The 17,729-nt window shown below is 67.2% G+C and carries 20 protein-coding genes; 9 read left to right on the top strand and 11 right to left on the bottom strand.

All coding sequences use genetic code 11. The annotated features are described in order from the left end of the window. Positions 1-4: 4 nt before the first annotated feature. From ACQPYH_RS23900 to ACQPYH_RS23870, 7 genes are all read right to left on the bottom strand, one after another. Positions 5-1,189, bottom strand: coding sequence for a Gfo/Idh/MocA family protein (locus ACQPYH_RS23900; protein ID WP_432875324.1), 1,185 nt, complete (start codon positions 1,187-1,189; stop codon positions 5-7). Beyond that, positions 1,186-2,112: a sugar phosphate isomerase/epimerase family protein gene (locus tag ACQPYH_RS23895; RefSeq protein ID WP_432875322.1), complete on the bottom strand. Its 927-nt coding sequence runs from the start codon at positions 2,110-2,112 to the stop codon at positions 1,186-1,188. The genes ACQPYH_RS23900 and ACQPYH_RS23895 overlap by 4 nt, the downstream gene beginning before the upstream one ends. Before the next feature lie 86 nt (positions 2,113-2,198). Beyond that, complete coding sequence (locus ACQPYH_RS23890) at positions 2,199-3,425, bottom strand: amidohydrolase family protein (protein ID WP_432875319.1); 1,227 nt, start codon at positions 3,423-3,425, stop codon at positions 2,199-2,201. Further along, positions 3,422-4,231 carry an ABC transporter ATP-binding protein gene (locus ACQPYH_RS23885; RefSeq protein WP_432875316.1) on the bottom strand — a complete coding sequence of 270 codons (810 nt, stop codon included), beginning with the start codon at positions 4,229-4,231 and terminating at the stop codon, positions 3,422-3,424. The genes ACQPYH_RS23890 and ACQPYH_RS23885 overlap by 4 nt, the downstream gene beginning before the upstream one ends. Next, on the bottom strand, positions 4,224-5,870 hold the full coding sequence (locus tag ACQPYH_RS23880) for a dipeptide/oligopeptide/nickel ABC transporter permease/ATP-binding protein (protein WP_432875313.1): 1,647 nt from the start codon (positions 5,868-5,870) through the stop codon (positions 4,224-4,226). The genes ACQPYH_RS23885 and ACQPYH_RS23880 overlap by 8 nt, the downstream gene beginning before the upstream one ends. Further along, positions 5,863-6,864 (bottom strand): ABC transporter permease, encoded by a 1,002-nt coding sequence (locus ACQPYH_RS23875; protein WP_432875310.1) that lies wholly within the window; start codon positions 6,862-6,864, stop codon positions 5,863-5,865. The genes ACQPYH_RS23880 and ACQPYH_RS23875 overlap by 8 nt, the downstream gene beginning before the upstream one ends. Before the next feature lie 8 nt (positions 6,865-6,872). Continuing rightward, complete coding sequence (locus ACQPYH_RS23870) at positions 6,873-8,396, bottom strand: ABC transporter substrate-binding protein (protein ID WP_432875307.1); 1,524 nt, start codon at positions 8,394-8,396, stop codon at positions 6,873-6,875. Between the two features lie 256 nt (positions 8,397-8,652). Here ACQPYH_RS23870 and ACQPYH_RS23865 point away from each other — a divergent pair, with 256 nt between their 5' ends. The 6 genes from ACQPYH_RS23865 (at position 8,653) to ACQPYH_RS23840 (ending at position 13,989) form a co-directional block, all read left to right on the top strand. Beyond that, positions 8,653-9,711 (top strand): Lrp/AsnC family transcriptional regulator, encoded by a 1,059-nt coding sequence (locus tag ACQPYH_RS23865; protein ID WP_432875304.1) that lies wholly within the window; start codon positions 8,653-8,655, stop codon positions 9,709-9,711. Between the two features lie 118 nt (positions 9,712-9,829). Continuing rightward, the gene (locus ACQPYH_RS23860) at positions 9,830-11,080 is read left to right on the top strand and encodes an amidohydrolase (protein WP_432875301.1); all 1,251 of its coding nucleotides are present in this window, start codon (positions 9,830-9,832) and stop codon (positions 11,078-11,080) included. Between the two features lie 21 nt (positions 11,081-11,101). Then, entirely contained in the window at positions 11,102-12,160 is a 1,059-nt protein-coding gene (locus ACQPYH_RS23855; protein WP_432875298.1) for an alpha/beta fold hydrolase, read from the top strand. Between the two features lie 115 nt (positions 12,161-12,275). Continuing rightward, positions 12,276-13,145, top strand: a complete 870-nt coding sequence (locus ACQPYH_RS23850) for an alpha/beta fold hydrolase (protein ID WP_432875295.1) — start codon at positions 12,276-12,278, stop codon at positions 13,143-13,145. Positions 13,146-13,208: 63 nt separating this feature from the next. Continuing rightward, positions 13,209-13,664, top strand: coding sequence for a MarR family winged helix-turn-helix transcriptional regulator (locus ACQPYH_RS23845; RefSeq protein ID WP_432875292.1), 456 nt, complete (start codon positions 13,209-13,211; stop codon positions 13,662-13,664). Between the two features lie 34 nt (positions 13,665-13,698). After that, entirely contained in the window at positions 13,699-13,989 is a 291-nt protein-coding gene (locus ACQPYH_RS23840) for a hypothetical protein (RefSeq protein ID WP_432875289.1), read from the top strand. 18 nt (positions 13,990-14,007) lie between these two features. On the opposite strand, the gene ACQPYH_RS23835 is transcribed toward ACQPYH_RS23840, so the two are convergent. Beyond that, positions 14,008-14,520, bottom strand: a complete 513-nt coding sequence (locus ACQPYH_RS23835) for a hypothetical protein (protein WP_432875286.1) — start codon at positions 14,518-14,520, stop codon at positions 14,008-14,010. Positions 14,521-14,710: 190 nt separating this feature from the next. Between ACQPYH_RS23835 and ACQPYH_RS23830 the strand changes: the two genes are divergently transcribed. Both ACQPYH_RS23830 and ACQPYH_RS23825 read left to right on the top strand, forming a co-directional pair. After that, positions 14,711-15,433 carry an FHA domain-containing protein gene (locus tag ACQPYH_RS23830; protein WP_432875283.1) on the top strand — a complete coding sequence of 241 codons (723 nt, stop codon included), beginning with the start codon at positions 14,711-14,713 and terminating at the stop codon, positions 15,431-15,433. Between the two features lie 6 nt (positions 15,434-15,439). Continuing rightward, entirely contained in the window at positions 15,440-15,835 is a 396-nt protein-coding gene (locus tag ACQPYH_RS23825) for a hypothetical protein (RefSeq protein WP_432875281.1), read from the top strand. Here the strand turns inward: ACQPYH_RS23825 and ACQPYH_RS23820 are convergent. Further along, a complete protein-coding gene (locus ACQPYH_RS23820) occupies positions 15,737-16,624 on the bottom strand; it encodes a hypothetical protein (protein WP_432875278.1) in 888 nt (295 codons plus the stop codon). The genes ACQPYH_RS23825 and ACQPYH_RS23820 overlap by 99 nt on opposite strands. A 71-nt stretch (positions 16,625-16,695) precedes the next feature. Here ACQPYH_RS23820 and ACQPYH_RS23815 point away from each other — a divergent pair, with 71 nt between their 5' ends. After that, a complete protein-coding gene (locus ACQPYH_RS23815) occupies positions 16,696-16,929 on the top strand; it encodes a lipopolysaccharide assembly protein LapA domain-containing protein (RefSeq protein WP_432875275.1) in 234 nt (77 codons plus the stop codon). A 3-nt stretch (positions 16,930-16,932) separates the two neighbouring features. Here the strand turns inward: ACQPYH_RS23815 and ACQPYH_RS23810 are convergent, their stop codons facing one another. Both ACQPYH_RS23810 and ACQPYH_RS23805 read right to left on the bottom strand, forming a co-directional pair. Further along, positions 16,933-17,331 (bottom strand): DUF302 domain-containing protein, encoded by a 399-nt coding sequence (locus tag ACQPYH_RS23810; RefSeq protein WP_432875272.1) that lies wholly within the window; start codon positions 17,329-17,331, stop codon positions 16,933-16,935. A gap of 22 nt (positions 17,332-17,353) precedes the next feature. After that, positions 17,354-17,629, bottom strand: coding sequence for a DUF167 domain-containing protein (locus ACQPYH_RS23805; RefSeq protein ID WP_432875269.1), 276 nt, complete (start codon positions 17,627-17,629; stop codon positions 17,354-17,356). Positions 17,630-17,729: the final 100 nt, after the last annotated feature.

Genomic DNA, 17,729 nt, shown 5'->3' with positions numbered 1-17,729 from the left:
TGCGTCAAATCGCTCCGCCGATGGCAGCGACGGCAGCCTCCGCGGACTCGTCGAACTTGCCATCGAGTACGTCGTCGAACCGCACCGGCGCACCGAGCGTCGCCGACAGATAGATCGCCCGCACCAGCGCCAACGACAGCAACGCCTCGTTGACCGTCACGACAGGCGGGCGCTTGTTGGTGATGGCGTCGGCAATATCGTCGTACTGACGCAGATGCCCGGTGACGAAGAAGTCCTCGGCCGGCGGACTTGACCGCAGCTCTCCCACCTCGACGCGTTCAGCAGCCTGGTTCGGGGCCTGCCCGCTCTCCGGATCCCCCGCGTGGAAGAACTCGAGCCGTGAGTCGTCGATGACCGCAGACCCACGTAAGCCATGAACATGGACCCGGACGGGAAGACCCGGGTAGCCGGCCGTCGTACACAGCACAGTCGCCAGCGCACCAGACTCGAACCGGATCGTCGCCGTGGCGAGGTCCTCGATCTCGATCCGCTCATGCCCGAGCTGCGCCGTATAGGCGGAGATCTCCTCGGGCCGCCCGAGGAAAGAGCGGAGCAGATCGACGGTGTGCACGCCTTGATTCATCGCGGCCCCGCCACCATCCAACGCCCAGGTGCCACGCCACGCACCTTGGTCGTAGTACTGCTGACTGCGATACATGGACATGACCGCGGCCGCCGAGGTCAACTGACCGAACGATCCGCCCTCAATCGCCTCGCGGACAGCCACAGTCGCAGGATCGAACCGATGCTGGCTGATAACCGTCACGCACCGACCCTGTGACGTCGCGCGCTCGGCGGCGTCGATCAGCTCCCGACCCTGCGCCACGCTCACGCTAAGAGGCTTCTCGATCACCAGATGTACGTCGTACTCGAGCGCCGCCAGCGCCTGCTCAACATGCAACCCACTCGGCGTGCAGATCACCACAAGGTCAGCGACGCGAGCCTCCAGGGCCTCAGCAACACTGGAGTACGTCGCCGGCGCCGCGCCTCCCGCACCAACGATCGCCGCAGATGCCGACTCGACCATCGCCGGATCGGGATCAGTCACCGCCGTCACGGTGAACGACGGATGCCTGGTCAATACGACGCCGTGGTGCTTGCCAATGATGCCGCAGCCGACGATCAGAGCGGTGATGTTCTGTTCTGTCACGATGTTCTCAACCTCCAGGTCCGGGATCGCGGGAATCACTGCTTGAGGATGCGGTTCATCCGTGACGTCCGTTCGTCGACCCGCAGTTCGTCCGACGGCACGGTCGAGACGCGCTGCTCGACCGCCTTCAGATAGGTGAGGTTGTCGAGGGTGCGCTCCTCCAGCGGCAGCTCCTGGCTGAAGTCCTCGACCGTGACCCAGCCGTTGTATCCGACCAGCCGCAGAGCAGCGAAGTACGCGAAGACGCTCGCCTGCCCATTACGAAGCGGCGTCCAGTGGTGGCCGAACACGGTCGCGCCTTCCGGATCGAGGCCCTCCAACGGTTCCCACACGGCGTTCTTCACGTGGATGTGGGCGAGGTAGTCACCCAGCATCTGGAACACGCCGAGGTAGTCCTCCTGACCCTCGATCACGGTGTTGCCGAGGTCGTGAATCACTCCCACATGCCGCGGATCCAGTCCGTCGAGGAGTCGCAGCGCAGCCGAACCGGAAGCCGTCAGCAGCCGGTGATGCGTCTCCACGAGCGCCTTCACGCCGTGCTCGGCCGCCCGCTCGGCGATCCATGCGTAGTGCTTGCGGGTCTCGGTCATCAGCGCCGGATACGACTCACCGGTGGTCAGCATCGGAGAGTTAACCCGCACCTGGCGCGCACCGAGCGCCGCAGTGACGGCCAGCAGCCGCTCGATCTTATCGAGATTCTCCGGACTGGCATCCGAGTACCCGCCGATGGCCGAGATCTCCAGGCCGGCCGACGCCGTCAGCTCGCGGAACCGGTCGACGTTCTCCTCGATACCCGTCAGCGGCAGGTGCGAAAGGTTGCCCTCCCAGAAGCCGGGTGTGTCCGCCGGTGGACTGTCGATCAAGCCCCACTCGATCCCGTCCCAGCCCTGTTTGGCCAGGTTCTGGACGGCCTCTTCGGGCGTCCAGGTCGGAGTGGAGGCAGTGAAGACAGAGAATTTCACAGTGAGACCCCTTCGATGAGAAGTCGACCGGGCGGCCAGCCGGATAGTACGCAGCTGCCGATCACGGCCACAGCAAACTCGGTCCGCTAGGCGAACCGCTCCGTCAGGTCCTTGACCACCGTGCCGCCGGCGACGACGAGCCGGATCCGGGTCGGATCGCCCAGCGCCTTGATCTCGCGGAGCGGATCGGCGTCGGTAGCGACGACGTCGGCGATCAGCCCCGGCCTCAACGCCCCGACCTGGTCAGCGAGGCCGAGCAGCTCCGCCGCGACCCGGGTGCCGGCACCGATCGCGTCCATCGGCGACATGCCGAGCTGGACCAAGTGATCGAGCTCGCGCAGATTCTCCCCGTGCGGGCAGACCCCGGCGTCGGTACCGAGCGCGATCTTCGCGCCACGGGCGATCGCGTTCCCGATGTTCTGCTTGGTGATCTCCGACCACTTCACCTTCTTGGCGTAGTGGTACGGCTGCATTGTCGCCTGGTCGATCGCGAACACCGTCGACAGCGTCGGCACCAGGAACGTCCCGCGCTCACCGAGCAGATCGAGGCCCTCGTCGTCGATGCCGTACCCGTGCTCGACACTCGCGACCCCACCCCGCAACGCGGTCAGGATGCCCTTGCGTCCCTGCGCATGCGCGGCCACCGGTCGCCCGCCGTGCCGGTCGAGTTCGTCCACGATCGCCCGGACCTCATCGAGACGCAGCCCTTCGTCGTCCGGCTGGTCGTGCCGACTGCCCATCCCACCCGTCGTGCAGATCTTCACCAGATCGGCCCCGTCGCGGAGCACGCGCCGAGTCGCCACCCGGACCTCGTCAATCGTGTCGGCCAGCTCCATCATGCCCGGCAGCGTGTGTACGACGTGACCGCCGTGTAGATGCATGTCCCCATGCCCGGCCGTGTGGCTGATCGGACGTACGGCGAGTTGCAGCCGCGGCCCGGCGATCAACCCGCGCTCGATCGCCTCCCTGAACCCGAGCGTCAAGCCGCCAAGGTCCCGGGCAGTCGTCACACCCGCGTCGAGCGTCGCCCGGATGCGCGCAGCCGACTCCAGCACCACCAGCGCTGGATCGTTCTGCACGACATGGAACGGACCCTCAGCCAGGCTGAACCCCAGATGCACATGACAGTCGATGAACCCGGGCAGCAGCGTCATCCCACTGAGATCACGCACCTCGGTCCCGATCGCGATCGGTGGCGCCGCGGCCGCCGTACCGACGTAGCCGATCCGGCCGTCCGGGGTGACGTCGAGTACGCCGTTGCGGATCGGGGCCGCACCGGTGCCGTCGATGATGTCGGCGTTGACGAGTCTCATGCGGCCTCCCGCTGACGTGGTTCGATGTCGAATCCCGGTGCACCGGGGACCGCGTTCAGCAGCGTCCGCGTGTACTCGTGCTGCGGGTCGCCGTACACCTGCGCGGCCGGGCCGTGCTCGACGACCTCTCCTTGGTAGAGCACGACGACCTCGTCGCTGACCCGCCGTACGACGGCCAGGTTGTGGGAGATGAACAGCATCGTCAGCCCGAGCTCGACGCGGAGCTTGGCGATCAGGCCGAGGATCTCCGCCTGGACCGAGACGTCGAGCGCGGACGTGATCTCGTCGGCGATCACGACCTCCGGCCGGACGATCAGACCACGGGCGATCGCGACCCGCTGCCGCTGCCCGCCGGAGAGCTCATGCGGATACCGGTGCAGCGTGTCAGCCGGCATCCGGACCGTTTCGAGCCAGTGCACGATGTCGTCCGCGTGCCGCCTGACCTTCGCGCGCTGCGGGTCCACCGCCTCCGCGAGCGCCTCGCCGATCGTGCGCCGCGGATCGAGCGAGGAGTACGGATCCTGCGGGATCAGCTGGACCTTACGTCGCATCGCCGTACGACGTGCGCCGCGGGTCGTGGTGACGTCGAGGCCGCCGATCGTCACGCTGCCTGCCGACGGGCGAACCGAGCCGACGAGCGCCTTGGCGAGCGTGGACTTGCCCGAGCCGGACTCGCCGACGACGGCGACCGTGTTGCCTTGGGCAACGTCGAGGGTGATGCCGTGCAGGACTCGCGTTGTACTGCGGCCCCAGCCGTAGCTCACCTCGAGCTCCCGGATCTGGATCGCGGCGGTGTTGTCAGCCATGAGTGGCCTCCAGGGTGAGTTCAGGGGTCGCCTCGAGGAGCCGCTTGGTATACGGATGCCGGGCCTCTGCGACGGTGAGCCGGTCGGCGTCGAGCTCCTCGACGACCTCGCCCTGATACATCACGATCACCCGGCCGCAGAGTGCCCGGACCACGCCGATGTCGTGCGAGATGACCATGATCGACGTACCGAGGTCGCGGTTCAGGCGGTTGAGCTCGCGCAGGATCTCGGCCTGGACGGTGACGTCGAGCGCAGTCGTGGGTTCGTCGGCGATGATGAGCCGTGGCTCGGTCGCGACCGCGGCCGCGATCATCGCCCGCTGCCGCATCCCGCCGGAGAGCTCGTGCGGGTGCTGGTTCATCCGGCGTTCCGGCTTCGACATACGCACGGCGCGAAGTGCGTCGAGGATGCGGCCCTTAGCGGCGGATGCGCCCAGGCGCCGGTGCGTCCGCAGTACTTCGGTGAGCTGGGTGCCCATCCGGAGCGCGGGGTTGAACGTCGTACCGGGATCCTGGTAGACGAGGCCGACCGTCTCCGCCATCAGGGCGGGTGGGATCGGTCCGAGCAGGTCCAGGTCGCCGAGCGTCATCCGGGTCGCACTCGACTCGAGGCCGTCCGGCAGGAGTTGCGCGAGGGCCATCGCGGTCAGCGTCTTGCCGGAACCGCTCTCGCCGACGATGCCGAGGATCTCACCCGGTTTGATGCCGAACGAGATCCCCTTCACCAACGGCTTCCCGTCGCATTCGATGGCGAGGTCCTGGACATCGACCAGGTACCCGTCTCGCGATGCGCCTTGGCTGCGCACACCGGATCCGCCGGTAGGCAGCCGTGCGGACCGTGGGTTCGCGGCCGCGGCGAGGCCGTCGCCGATCAGGATCGCGGCGAGCCCGGTCACGATGATCAGCACGGCCGGGCCGACCAACTGGAACGGCCGGTCGGCCAGCAGCGACGGCAACGCCTCGTTGAGCAGCTTGCCCCAGTCGTACGACGGCGACTGCACGCCGAGGCCGACGAACGACAACGCGGAGATCGCCGTGAGCGTGCCGGCGAACGTCGACGCGGACAGCACCAGCAGCGGCTCGGACATGTTCGGCAGCAAATGCCGGAACGCGATCCGCACCGGGCTGACACCGAGCAGCCGGGCAGTCGAGACGAACTCCTGCTGGGACACCTTCGCGGCGAGGTTTCCGGTCAGGCGGGCGAAGTACGGAATGCCGGCCAGGCCGATCGCGACCACGGCGGAGGAGCCGCCCGCCCCGAGCACCGCCGCGACGACCAGCGCCAGCAGCAGGCCGGGGAACGCGACCAGCGCATCGATCGCCCGCAGCGATAGCTCGCGCAACCGCGGCGGCATCAACCAGACGCTGGTGCCCAGCAGTACACCGAGCGCCACGGCGATGGCCGTCGCCGCTGCCGTCATCAGCAGCGTGAGGCGGGTGGCGACCAGGCTGCGCAGCAGTACGTCGTGACCGGCCGCATCTGTGCCGAGCCAGTGCGCTGCCGACGGGGGAGCGAACCGCGGACCCAGCTCGTCAGCCCCGTTCTTGAGCAGGATCGGCGCGACGAGAGCGATGAGGACTATCACGGCCAGGAGTCCGAGGCCGAGGAGCAGCCCCGGGTTCCAGCGATACCTACGCATGCGACCCTCCGAGGGTGCGTTCGTCGATCAGGCCGAGCAGGATGTCGACCAGCAGGTTGATCAGCGCCGCGATCATGCCGATGACGATGACCATTGCCTGGATGACCGGGTAGTCGCGGTCGAGGATGGCCTTGATGATCCCGCTGCCGAGACCTGGTAGCGCGAACACGGACTCGATCACGACCGCGCCGCCGATGAGCCCGGTCAGCACCAGCCCGCTCACGGTCAGCGTGCTGGTCAGCAGGTTCGGCAGCGCCCACTTCACGGACCGCTTCCAGGCCGGCAAACGCCAGCCCCGAGCAGTCCGGAGATAGTCGTTGCCGAGGACAACGGATGTCTCCCGCCGGACCACCCGCGAGACCGTACAGATCGGTCCGATCACGATCGCCGCGATCGGCAGCACGAACGACGCCGACCCGAACCGCGGCGTGTACGCCGGCGGGAACAACGGCAGCACCCCGATGCCAAGGGCAAACATCACCACGAGGAACGTTGCCATCACGTACCCGGGCACCGAGTCGAGGAAGCCGGTGACGAACCCGAACCCGGTGTCCAGCCACTTGCGCCGCCCACCTTGGGTCAGTACGCCGATCAGCATGCCGAGCGGGATCGCCACCAGCAGCACGATCGCGATCGCCCCGAACGCGACGGTCATCGTGAACGGCAACCGGCTCTCGATGATCGTCATCACTGGCTGGCGGTACATGAACGATGTACCGAGGTCACCGGAGAGGACACCGCCGACGTAGTCGCTGAACCGTTGTCCCAGCGGCTGGTCGAGACCCAACTGGTGGCGGATCCGCGCGATGTCGGCGAGGTCCGCGTTCGCCCCGGCCATCGCCGCCGCCGGATCGCCCGGGATCAACTGGACGATCAGGAACGACACCACCAGCAGTACGACGAAGATCGCCATCAGCCCGATCACCCGTCGTACGGCGAATTGCAGCCACGGTGAGACAGCCCGGCGCTCGGCAACTACTTCGGCCTGAGTCATGACGTGTCCTAGCCCGTGATCCGGACGGTCGCCGGGTCGATGTAGTCGTCGAACTTCCGGATGCCCACACCGCTCCTGGTGATGATTGCCGTCGGCAAGGTAGCCAGCGGGATCGCGTCGACGCGTTGGAGGAACGACTTCTGCGCGCTTTGCAGGGCGGCACACTGCGCGGACTTGTCGACCTCACTCATCGCCTTCTGGACGTAGCTGTAGCCGTCCTCGTTGACCAGGCCCATCTTGTTCCGGCCGCCGTCCTCGGTCGCCGGACCCATCACCCGGAGCAGGGAGGACGTCAGCGTGCCCAACTGGTTGTTGTCACCCTGGACGTTGATGTCCCAGTCCTTGCCGCCTGCCGACGTCACGGTGGTCCAGTTCGCGTTGTCGAGCGAGCTGACCGTGACGTTCGCGCCGGCCTTGCGGAGCGCCTCGCCGATGTAGTCGTTCCCGCCGCTCAGCAACGTCGTACCGACGACGCGGAACTTGAGCCCGGCGAGCTTCGCCTTCGCGGCCGCGGGGTCGGCAGCGACGAGCAGCTTCTTGTCGGTGTTGACGCAGGCAACCTTGTTCGAGCCGACGGTGTCGATCGTCGTACCGCGCTTGCCGCTGATGATGTCGCTGAAGGCCTGCGGGTCGATCGCCTGCGCCACGGCGGCTCGCAGATCGGGCCGATCGGCGAAGACCGTGCCGGGCCGCTCGTTGAAGAGCAGGTACGTCGTGGTGTTGGCGGACGTCGTATTCGTGAACTTGGGGTTGTCGGCGAAGCGGACGACATTCTCGTCGTTCACGCCGCCGACGTCCAGGCTGCCCGACAGCAGCTGGGTGGCGATCGTGGCCAGATCCGTGACCGGCAACAGGTTCAGCTGCTTCGCGGCCTTGCCGTCGAGCGGCTTGGCGAACTTCGGCCAGGCGGAGTAGTCGTCCCGCAACGTCAGCTGGTAGGACACCGCGGGCTGCGAGGACGTCAACGTGTACGGACCGGAGAACGCGCCCCCGACCTTGCCGGCGGCCAGTCCTTTCAGGTCGGCGAGACCGGCCGGGCAGACGATGCCGGCTTGGGGGAGTGTGAGTCCGGTCAGGAAGTCCGACCACGGCTTCGAGAGCGTCGCCTTCACCGTGCCGGTGCCGTCGTCCGGCGTGAACGTCGCCGTGGCCGAACCGGTCGCGAGCGTGCGGCCGGAGGACGCGGTGTCCTTCGCGGCGAAGCGCGTCAGCGACTTCGCCACCACCGACGGCGTGATCGCGCTGCCGTCCGAGCATTTCAGCCCGTCGCGGATCGTGAACGAGTAGTGCGAGGCGTCGACGGCCTTCCACTCCGACGCGATCCCGCCGGCCAGCGTGTTGCCTTCGTCCTTGCGTACGACGGTGTCGAACAGCAGCCGTGCCACGGTGTAGTCGTCACCGCTCTTGGCCAAGGCCGGATCGAAGGTCGCCGGATCGGTGTTCAGCGACATACTGAGCGTGTCGCCGGAGTCGGAGCTCGCCGGTCCGCCACATCCGGCCACCGCAAGGCCGACGAGCGCAACGAGCGTCAAGGGAACAGCAGATTGACGTAACACGGCTCCTCCAACAGGGCCAGGAGAACAGTGGCGTGGAGCCTAGGACCGTCGGCAACCGTTGCAGGGGCGACCGGATCGAGTGCGCAAGGAATTAGGGCAAACCGATCCTCGGCTGCATGATCCTGTCCCGCAGACCCGGTTCGAGCCTGTTTCCGGGCCGTTGCGGTGCCTGCACGGATCCACGCCGTACTGGGTCGGCTGGAACCTGCTTTTCCGCTCAGCGGACCGGTCCGTGCACGATCACTGGAGCTGGGCGGGCTCCCGGCGCATGATGCTGGACATGGTCGACGCGCTCGATCTGCAGATCATCAACGCGCTGCAGATCCATCCCCGGGTCTCGTGGGCCCAGCTCGGACGGATCCTGCAGGTCGATCCGTCCACGATCTCGCGCCGCTGGTCGACGCTCACCAAGGAGCGGCAGGTCTGGACCAGCTGCTTCGAAGGCGCCGGCGCCAGGTCCCAGGAACCGACCATCTCGGCGCTGGTCGAGATCAGCTGCGCGCCCGGCCGGCGCGGCGATGTGATCGCCGAGCTCAACCGGCAGGGACCGATCTTCAGCGTGCATTGCACGTCCGGCCCGCGGGACCTCTACATCATGATCATGACGCACAGCCTGCTCTCGATGGACCGCTACATCGACGAGCACATCGTCGTGACGCCGGGCATCGTCGCGACCCGGACGCACTACCTGCGGACGGTCTTCCTGGAAGGCTCGGGCTGGCGGGTGCGGGCGTTGTCCGAGGACCAGGTGAAAGCCCTTCACCACCTCCGGCCGTCCGATCCGCCGACGGAGCGCAAGGCGGCGTACCGCGACATCATCGATGCTCTCGGCACCGATGTGCGACGTACGACGGCCGACCTGCAACGCGAGCTGGGCCGGTCGATGTCGGTGGTGGCGCGTGACGTGGACGCGCTGCTTGCCGCGAGCTGGGTGCGGTGGCGGGTCGACTTCGCGCACACGTTGATGGGCTGGTCGGCCGGAGCCGTGCTGTGGCTCAACGTGCAGCAGCCGGATCTGGAGCGGATCGTCGCGTCGTTCCGGCAGCTGAACCAGGTGCGGTTCTGCGCGTCGGTGACGGGGGAGGCGAACCTCGCGGTGTTCCTGTGGTTGCACAACCTGCAGGAGCTCGACGAGATCGAGAACCAGTTGGGCACGATCTTTCCCCGGGTGCTGATCAAGGACCGCTGGATCGTGCCGCGGATCGCGAAGCGGACCGGCTACATCCTCGACCTGGACAGCCGGCGGCTGCGGTACGTCCCAGTCAGCAGCCAACCCGTGTTCGAGGACTGACTTCGTGCAGCGCCGGCCACGGATCGTGGTCTTTCGTGCCGAGTTTCGCTGATCCGCCGGAAAACGCCTGGCCGATCCCTAACCTGAGCGACACATTCGCTGAGGAAAGAGGTCTGGTGTGGAGTTCGATCAGCTCCGAGCCTTTCGCCGGGAACTGCACCGGAACCCCGAGCCCGCCTTCGCTGAGATCGGCACCGCGGCGCGGATCGAGGGCGCGATCGCGGGTCTGCCGGTCGACGTACTGACCGGCAAGGAGGCCCACGACCTGTCGAACGTCGTCGACTATCCGTCCCGGGAGACCCTCGAGAAGTGGGAGAGCGCTGCCGTTCTGTCCGGGGTGGCGCCCGACCGAGCGCGGTACTTCCGCGACCACGGTACGGCGATGGTCGTGGACGTCGAGGGTGTTCGGCCGGGGCCGCGCTGGGGGCTGCGGGTCGACATCGACGCGTTGCCGATGCGGGAATCGACTGATCCGGCGCACTTCCCGGCGGCGCACGGGTTCGGGGCGATCAATGGGGCGATGCACGCCTGCGGGCACGATGCGCATGCGACCATCGGCGTCGGTTTGCTGCACCGGTTGGCGGACCGTGACTTCGCGGGCTCGCTCAGGGTGTTGTTCCAGCCCGCGGAGGAGGGAGTGCGCGGTGCTCAGACGATGCTCGACGCCGGTGTTGCCGATGGCATCGATCGGATGCTTGCCATTCACGTGGCCGGCGATCTGCCCGTGGGCACGGTGGTCGGCAGCTTCACCGGCGGTATGGCGACCCGGAAGCTGCGGATCGCCTTCGACGGCAAGGCTTCCCACGCCGCCGGCGCTCCGGAGGAGGGTCGCAATGCATTGCTCGCTGCATCGATGTCGGCGCTGGCCGTCATGGGTCTGCCACGGTTCAGTTCGGCTGACACCCGGCTCAACGTCGGGACCCTGGTCGCCGGGGACGGCGTCAACATCGTGCCCTCGTCGGCGGTGATGACGTGTGAGGCCCGGGCCACCGACGACGAGATCGTCGACGACCTGGTCGAACGGATCCGCTCGATCGTCGCGGGCTGCGCATTAGCTCAAGGCGTTGACGTCGACCTGGCCGTGATGGGCCGCTCGGCGACCCTGACCCCCGACGACGAACTGATCGACCGCATCGTCGAAGCGGCCGGTGACGAGTCGACTGTTTCGGAGGTGATCCGCACCCGCATGGTCGCCGGCAGCGACGACGCCAACCTCCTCATCCGCCACGTCCAGCAACGCGGCGGCCAAGGTGCCTACATCATGACCGGCGCCGCGAGCCCCGGCCCTCACCACAGCGAAACCTTCGACGTCGCCGAGGAATCCATTCTGATCGGCATCGATGTGCTGGAGTCTCTGATCCGGCGGTAGATCTCGCTACTCTCAGGAGGTGTGGGGCAGCGGATCGGGTACTGCGTGGCGCCGGATGCGGTGCGGTTGGCGTATGCGGTGCATGGGGGTGGGCCGCCGATCGTTCGGGTGGCTACTTGGATGACTCATCTGGAGTTCGACTGGGAGAGTCCGGTGTGGCGGCACTGGCTTGATGCGCTGGGGGACGGTCACACGCTCGTCCGGTACGACGAACGTGGGTGCGGGCTCTCGGATCATGAAGTCGACGAGATCTCGCTTGATGCCTGGGTGGCTGATCTCGAGACCGTGGTGGAGGCCGCGGGGGTCGAGCGGTTCGCGCTGCTCGGGATCTCGACCGGCGCGGCCGTCGCGGTCGCGTACGCGGCGCGGCATCCCGAGCGGCTCACCCATCTCGTCCTGTACGGCGGCTACGCCCGCGGCCGGAATCTTCGTGGTGCGGACGAGCGCCGCCTGCAGGATGCGCTGGTCGCCGCGATCGCCGCCGGCTGGACCAACCCCGATCCCACGTTCCGGCATCTCTTCAGCATGCTGTTCCTGCCGGCCGGAACGCCCGAGCAGATGGGCTGGTACGACGACCTGCAGCGGCACTCGACCTCCGCGGCGACCGCCGTACGCCTGTATAACGCGCGTGGTCCGCTCAACGTGGTCGACCTCGCGGCGCAGGTGAAGACAAAGACACTCGTCGTACACGCGGCCGGCGACCGCATCGTACCGGTGGACGAGGGCCGGCTGCTCGCCACCCTCGTACCCGATGCGCAGCTGGTCCTCCTGGACTCGGCGAACCACATCCTGCTGTCGGACGAACCCGCGTGGGCGAGGTTCGTCACCGAGCTAAAGGCCTTCCTCGGGACGAAGCAGGTGACCGCCCGGCCCGGAATCGAGGAGCTCAGCGCGCGTGAGCTGGACGTCCTCGAGCTGGTCTCAGCCGGGCTGACGAACGAGGCGATTGCCGAGCGGCTGAGCCTCAGCGTGCGCACCGTCGAGCGTCATCTGACGAACACCTACGCCAAGTTGCAGGTTTCCGGGAAGGCAGGACGCGCAGCCGCGGCAGCCAGGTACTCCGAGGTACGGCGTCCCTGATCGCAGCTGCGTGTTGACCGCCAAACCGCCTGCTCCGTAATGCGTGCTGGCTCCGATGCCGGCGACTCGGGCTGCCGCCTACCTTCACAGTTATCAGCTCAAAGGAGGCAGGCAAATGGCGCACATGGTGATCTCAGACAGGGCGGTTCTCGCAGAGCCGACAGCGAGGTACGACGTACGAGGCGGCGGGGGCATCAGGCTGCACGCCGCCGAATGGGGCAACCCGCAAGGACGTCCGGTTCTCTTCATCCACGGATGGTCGGCCAGTCACGTTTGTTGGTCGCGCCAACTGGAAGGCCCGCTCGCCGAGCAGTTTCGGCTGGTGGCGTTCGACAACCGGGGTCACGGCATGTCCGAGAAGCCGCTGGACGCGGACAGCTATCGCGACCCGCAACTGTGGGCGGACGACCTCGCCGCCGTCATCGATCAGCTGGGCCTCGACCGGCCGGTGCTGGTCGCCTGGTCGTACGGCGGGTTCATCGTCTCCGACTACATCCGCGCGTACGGCGAGGACCGGATCGGCGCCATCGACCTGGTCGGGGCAGCCGTCATGATGAAGCCGCCCACCTTCGACAACATCGGACCCGGCTTCTTGGGGAACGCGCCGGACGCGAGCCAGCCCGACCTGGCCACCAACATCACCGCTATCCGGCGCTTCCTCGACGTATGCACCGCCGAGCCACTCGATCCGGACGACTGGAGCGCGGCCCTGGCTTGGAACATGGTCGTTCCGCCCGAGGTGCGGGGAGCGTTGATCTCACGCGAGATCGACGGCGACGACGTACTGGCGAGGCTCTCCGTGCCTGTGCTGGTGACCCACGGCCGCTCGGACACCATCGTGCTGCCCTCCATGGCCGAACACGTCCTCGACGTCTGCAAGACCGCGAGACCGTCCTGGTACGACGGCATCGGCCACGCCCCGTTCGTCGAAGACCAGCCCCGCTTCGACCGCGAGCTCGCCGATCTCGCAGCCGAGCTCGTTTAGGACGCTAATGGTTAGTGGTGTTTTGCGCTAATCTGGACGGGACGACGTCTGATGGAGGTCCCGTTGAGTGACTTCGGCGATATCGACCCGCTGGAGCTGGAGAACCAGGTGTGCTTCGCGCTGGCGGTGGCCTCGCGCAGCGTGATCGCGGTGTACCGGCCGCTGCTCGAGCCGATGGGGCTGACCCACCCGCAGTACTTGGTGATGCTGGCGCTCTGGCAGCACGCGCCGCTGTCGGTCAAGGAGCTCAGCAAGCTGCTGCAGTTGGAGCCTGCGACCTTGTCACCGCTGCTCAAGCGCCTGGAGGCGAGCGGGTACGTCGAGCGCCCGCGGGCACGCACCGACGAGCGGTCGCTCGCGGTCACGCTGACGCCGGCGGGCTGGCGGTTGCGCAACGAGGCGACGAAGATCCCCGGTGCGATTGTGAGCCGGCTCGGGATGGAGGTCTCCGAACTCCAGCACCTCCATCAGGAGCTGACCCGGGTGATCGCGGCCGCGAAAGAGGCCAACGCCACATAGTTTGTGTACTAATCGTTCGTGTACGATGGAAGCCGTGAGACGCCGCAGAACCCCGAAACCCATGAACATCGAGACCGTCCAGCGTTGGGTCGCCTCGGTCATTCTCTTCCACGTCGGCAGCGTCCCCGCGATCACGCTCGCCGTCTACAGCATCGGCGTCGCCGAGAGGGAGTACGGACGAGGCGTCGGCCTATGGCTGATGTCCGGCGTCATCGGAATCCTCACCGCCGCCGGCATCCTCGCCATCTTCCAACGGTCCCTGAAATCCCTCTGGCTCATCGTCGGCCTCCTCCCGACAGCCGTCACCGGCTTCTACATCCTCTGATTCCGCCTCGCGATCGTTCTACGTGTCGCCGTACTCGAGTAGATGCAGGACCGGTACGCCGAGGTGGCGGCGGGCTTGAGCGGACCAGTCGACATGGAGTAGTTCGGCGATGACATGCGGCCGGGTGAGGATGACGACCTCCTGACCGTGGACGCGCTGGATGCAGTCGACGAGCTCGTCGACCGGCGGCCGGCGCGTGATGATGCCCTCGGCCTCCCGATCCAGCGCGCGGAGGCGCTCGACGCTGCGTTCCATCGCGGCGGTGGCTGCGGCGTCCACCGCCCGTTGGGCCTCGTCCGCAGCGTGGTGGATCTCGTCGTCCGCCCGAGGCGCGTACCGGGGCCCGGCCGCCCCGAACAGTTCGGGTCCCGCCATACCGGCCAAGGACGCCTCGATCTGCGCTTGGGCGTCCTCACACGGAATCACCACATGGAACCTGACTGGATCCGTTGTACCCCGGTACAACTCCACCAGCCGCCCGGCATCCGCCACGCTGAGCTCTTCCTCGACGAGCACCAACACGTCGTACATCAAGCGCCTCCATCGGTCGGCGTTCTTTACCGTCTGCTCGAGATCGGCATGGCTACCCCTGTCGGCTGGTACCCAGCGCTCGTTCTCTGAAGCACGCGTTACATCTTGTCGTGGTTCAGGGGGAGTGCTTTGCTGATTGTGGGGGATGTGGTGCCGAGGAGCGAGGTGCCCGCGCGCGCCGCAGGCGACGATGAGCGATGGATCGAGTACGCCGTACCTCGTGGTCGAGACGGGGTCGCACGAAGGGCGACGGATCAACCTGACCGGCGCGCACCTGACGGTGGGCCGGTTGCCGAACTGCGACGTGCAGTTCGAGGACCCGTACGTGAGCCGCACGCATGCTGCGCTCTGGCAGCGGGGCGGCGTGGACTACGTCGAGGATCTCGGCTCGGCCGGGGGCACGTTCGTGAACGGAGAGGTCGTCACTGTGCCGCGTCGGCTGTACCCCGGAGACCGGGTAAGACTCGCTGACCTTCAGCTCCGCTACAGCGCCGGCGAGGGGGCGCCTCGGGCCGCGGTCCGGTACGACGTCGGCGATCAGCGTGCGCACACGATCAACAACATCGGGCGGGACCAGTACCTCATCCAGCAGCGGGAGAACTTCTTCCGCGAGATCGCCGCGACGAGGACGAGGGCGCGGGGGTTGATCTGGATCGGAGTCCTGGTGTTCGTGGTCGGGCTCGGGATCGCCGTGGTCGGTTGGTACCAGTACTTCGGTCAGATCATGAACTTCTCGTCCGCCTCCATGCCCACGACGGACGACTTCAGCGGCTTCCTGGTCTTTGCCGTCGGCGGCCTGGTGAACCTGGTCGGCGTACTGCTGATCATCGCCGGGATCGTGCTGCACATCGTCGCCACCTCGCGCCGCCGCCGGGTCGATCGGGACCTGCCGCCACCCCAGCAGATGAGATGAATCGCGATGACCTTCAACATCGGCAATCAGAACGCCGCCAACATCAACAACGTCGGCCGCGATCAACACATCACCGGCGGGCAGACCGGCATCGTCGTGACGCCCGACCAGGCCTGGCAAGCGTTCGCTGAACTGCGCGCCGGCGTCAGGGCCGCGCAGCTCGACCCGGCATCGTCTGCAGCGGCGGACAAGGAACTAGCCGACGTCGAGTCCGACCTCCGCCAGCCGAAGCCCGACCGCGCCCGAATCGCCCCACGCCTCGAACGCCTAACCCGCCTCCTCCTAGCTGCAGGCTCACTAGCCTCAGCCGGATCCGTCCTCGTCGCCCCCATCCGCATACTCGCGCAGTTCCTCGGAGCTCTCGGCGCGCCGATCCTCGGCCTGCTCCCGATCCTGGCCTGACGCCAGCACGACAACCGAAGCCACGAACAGCGCCGCGAAGCCAACCAGCAGAACCCATCCGAGCGGCTTCGTGGGATCGAGTTCCCGATGGAACCGGAGTACGCCGATCAGGATCGCCCCGACCATCACCAGCTCGACCTCGAGCATCCGCCGCAGCGTGGACCAGCGCGGATCCCGCCCGAACGCGACCCCGGCGACACCCAGACAGAACACCGCCGCCAACGTCCGGCAGGTCAACGGGGTGATTGCCCACGGCCACATATCCAGGAAGGTCGACGGCGACAGGAACATCGCCGCACCCTGGATCACCGCGAGTACGCCGACGGCCGCGACGGTACGACGTACGCCGCGCGGGACAACCTCATCGCCGGGCGCATCGGCGTACCTGCGATTCGTGAGCCACGCGCCGAACACGAGGAACGGCGTGACGAAGTACAGCGCCGACCAGATCCAGAACGCCGGGTTGTCGTGCGTGAACCTGCCCCACTGCAGCACGGTCGCCACGCCAAGGAGCGTTGCGAAGAGCGTGACCGCCAGCAAACCGGGGGAGAGGACATGCCACCGCCGCTCCAGCGCGGCCCGGACGAAGAAGTAAGCGCCACCGAGGTACGCCGACGCGAGCACCGTCGCGGTCATCGCCGGGCGTAGCGGCCAGGCCCACAAGCGGGCCGTGTGCTGCGGGAACAGATACAGGATCACGAACCCCGCGACCAGGAACGGCACGATGCACAGCGACAGGACCCGGGTGTACGGCAACACCCGGTCGTCGGGAACGGAATCGGTGCTCATCGGGGACACAACCCTGTTTCTGGTTGGCATGTCTACCTTGACATCATGGATCCGCGTGCTGCTATGGATCCATGACCGACACTCAGGCCCCGGGTGAGAAGAAGCGAGGTTGGCGGCCCTCACTCAAGCAGATCGCTGCTGCCGTCGTCATGGTGCTGGCACTGGTCTTCGCCCTGCAGAACCAGGACGAAACCAACATCACCCTCTTCTTCTGGAACATCAGGTCGCCCTTGTGGCTCTGCATGCTCATCCTGCTGATCCTCGGCGTCGGCGCCGGCTGGCTGGTCCAGAAACGCCGCGACTGACGCTCAGCCCTTGATGAGAGCGTCGGTCAGTACGTCGATCGCACCCAGCCCGGCAGCCAAGTCGGGCTCGAGGCCATGCCGCTCGGCGATGCTCGCGGGCGAGTAGTAGCTGACCCGCGTCACTCCCGCGTCGTCCCAGATCAACACCTTCAACGGAAGATCCAGCCCGGCCAACGGCGCAGCCGCCATCACCGGAGTACCCGCCGCCGGGTTCCCAAAGACGATCAGCACGGTGTCCCGCAGACTCAACCCGACGGTCCGAGCCGCTTCCGCCTGATCGATCACAGCAAACACCATCACCCCCTTGCCCTCCAGAATCCCCCGAAACTCAGACGCCACCTCACCCACAGACCCCGCAGCCGTCTTGGTCACTACGCCGTCCGGCGACACTTCAGTCTCCATGCTCGCCACTGTTCCACACGAGTTACCCGAGAAGCCTCTCGCGCCGGTCCCGAAGCTCCCCCTCCTCACCCTCGACCTCCACCACCTTGTCCCGACTGGTCGCCCCACTCACGAGCGTCACCGCCGACCGCCGCACCCCAAACGCCTCCGCAACCGCCACCAACACCGCCTTGGTAGCCCGCCCCTCCACCGCCCGAGCCCCCACGGCCACCACCAAGGCGACCCCACCCACCCCCTCATACCGCCCACCAACAGCAGTCCGCGAAGCCCCCGGCTTGACCCGCAGCAAAACCCTCATGGCTGAAGTCTCCCAAGAGCTACAGCTCAGCGACTGCCGGGCCGGCTCCGGCGAGCAGTCCGGCCACCAGGGCCGCGGCTGTCGCCAGGGTCGCCCATCG

Source organism: Kribbella sp. CA-245084 (genome assembly GCF_050942355.1).
In the GTDB taxonomy this organism is placed as follows: domain Bacteria; phylum Actinomycetota; class Actinomycetes; order Propionibacteriales; family Kribbellaceae; genus Kribbella.
Note: the sequence above shows the minus strand (reverse complement) of the source record. Positions and strands in the feature narration are given on the sequence as shown.

Coding starts and splice junctions, on each gene's coding strand:
- ACQPYH_RS23885 (WP_432875316.1), bottom strand. CDS start 4,231: ATGGCTGACAACACCGCCGCGATCCAGATCCGGGAGCTCGAGGTGAGC.
- ACQPYH_RS23850 (WP_432875295.1), top strand. CDS start 12,276: ATGGCGCACATGGTGATCTCAGACAGGGCGGTTCTCGCAGAGCCGACA.
- ACQPYH_RS23810 (WP_432875272.1), bottom strand. CDS start 17,331: ATGGAGACTGAAGTGTCGCCGGACGGCGTAGTGACCAAGACGGCTGCG.
- ACQPYH_RS23880 (WP_432875313.1), bottom strand. CDS start 5,870: ATGCGTAGGTATCGCTGGAACCCGGGGCTGCTCCTCGGCCTCGGACTC.
- ACQPYH_RS23825 (WP_432875281.1), top strand. CDS start 15,440: ATGACCTTCAACATCGGCAATCAGAACGCCGCCAACATCAACAACGTC.
- ACQPYH_RS23890 (WP_432875319.1), bottom strand. CDS start 3,425: ATGAGACTCGTCAACGCCGACATCATCGACGGCACCGGTGCGGCCCCG.
- ACQPYH_RS23820 (WP_432875278.1), bottom strand. CDS start 16,624: ATGAGCACCGATTCCGTTCCCGACGACCGGGTGTTGCCGTACACCCGG.
- ACQPYH_RS23835 (WP_432875286.1), bottom strand. CDS start 14,520: ATGTACGACGTGTTGGTGCTCGTCGAGGAAGAGCTCAGCGTGGCGGAT.
- ACQPYH_RS23815 (WP_432875275.1), top strand. CDS start 16,696: ATGACCGACACTCAGGCCCCGGGTGAGAAGAAGCGAGGTTGGCGGCCC.
- ACQPYH_RS23875 (WP_432875310.1), bottom strand. CDS start 6,864: ATGACTCAGGCCGAAGTAGTTGCCGAGCGCCGGGCTGTCTCACCGTGG.
- ACQPYH_RS23805 (WP_432875269.1), bottom strand. CDS start 17,629: ATGAGGGTTTTGCTGCGGGTCAAGCCGGGGGCTTCGCGGACTGCTGTT.
- ACQPYH_RS23830 (WP_432875283.1), top strand. CDS start 14,711: ATGAGCGATGGATCGAGTACGCCGTACCTCGTGGTCGAGACGGGGTCG.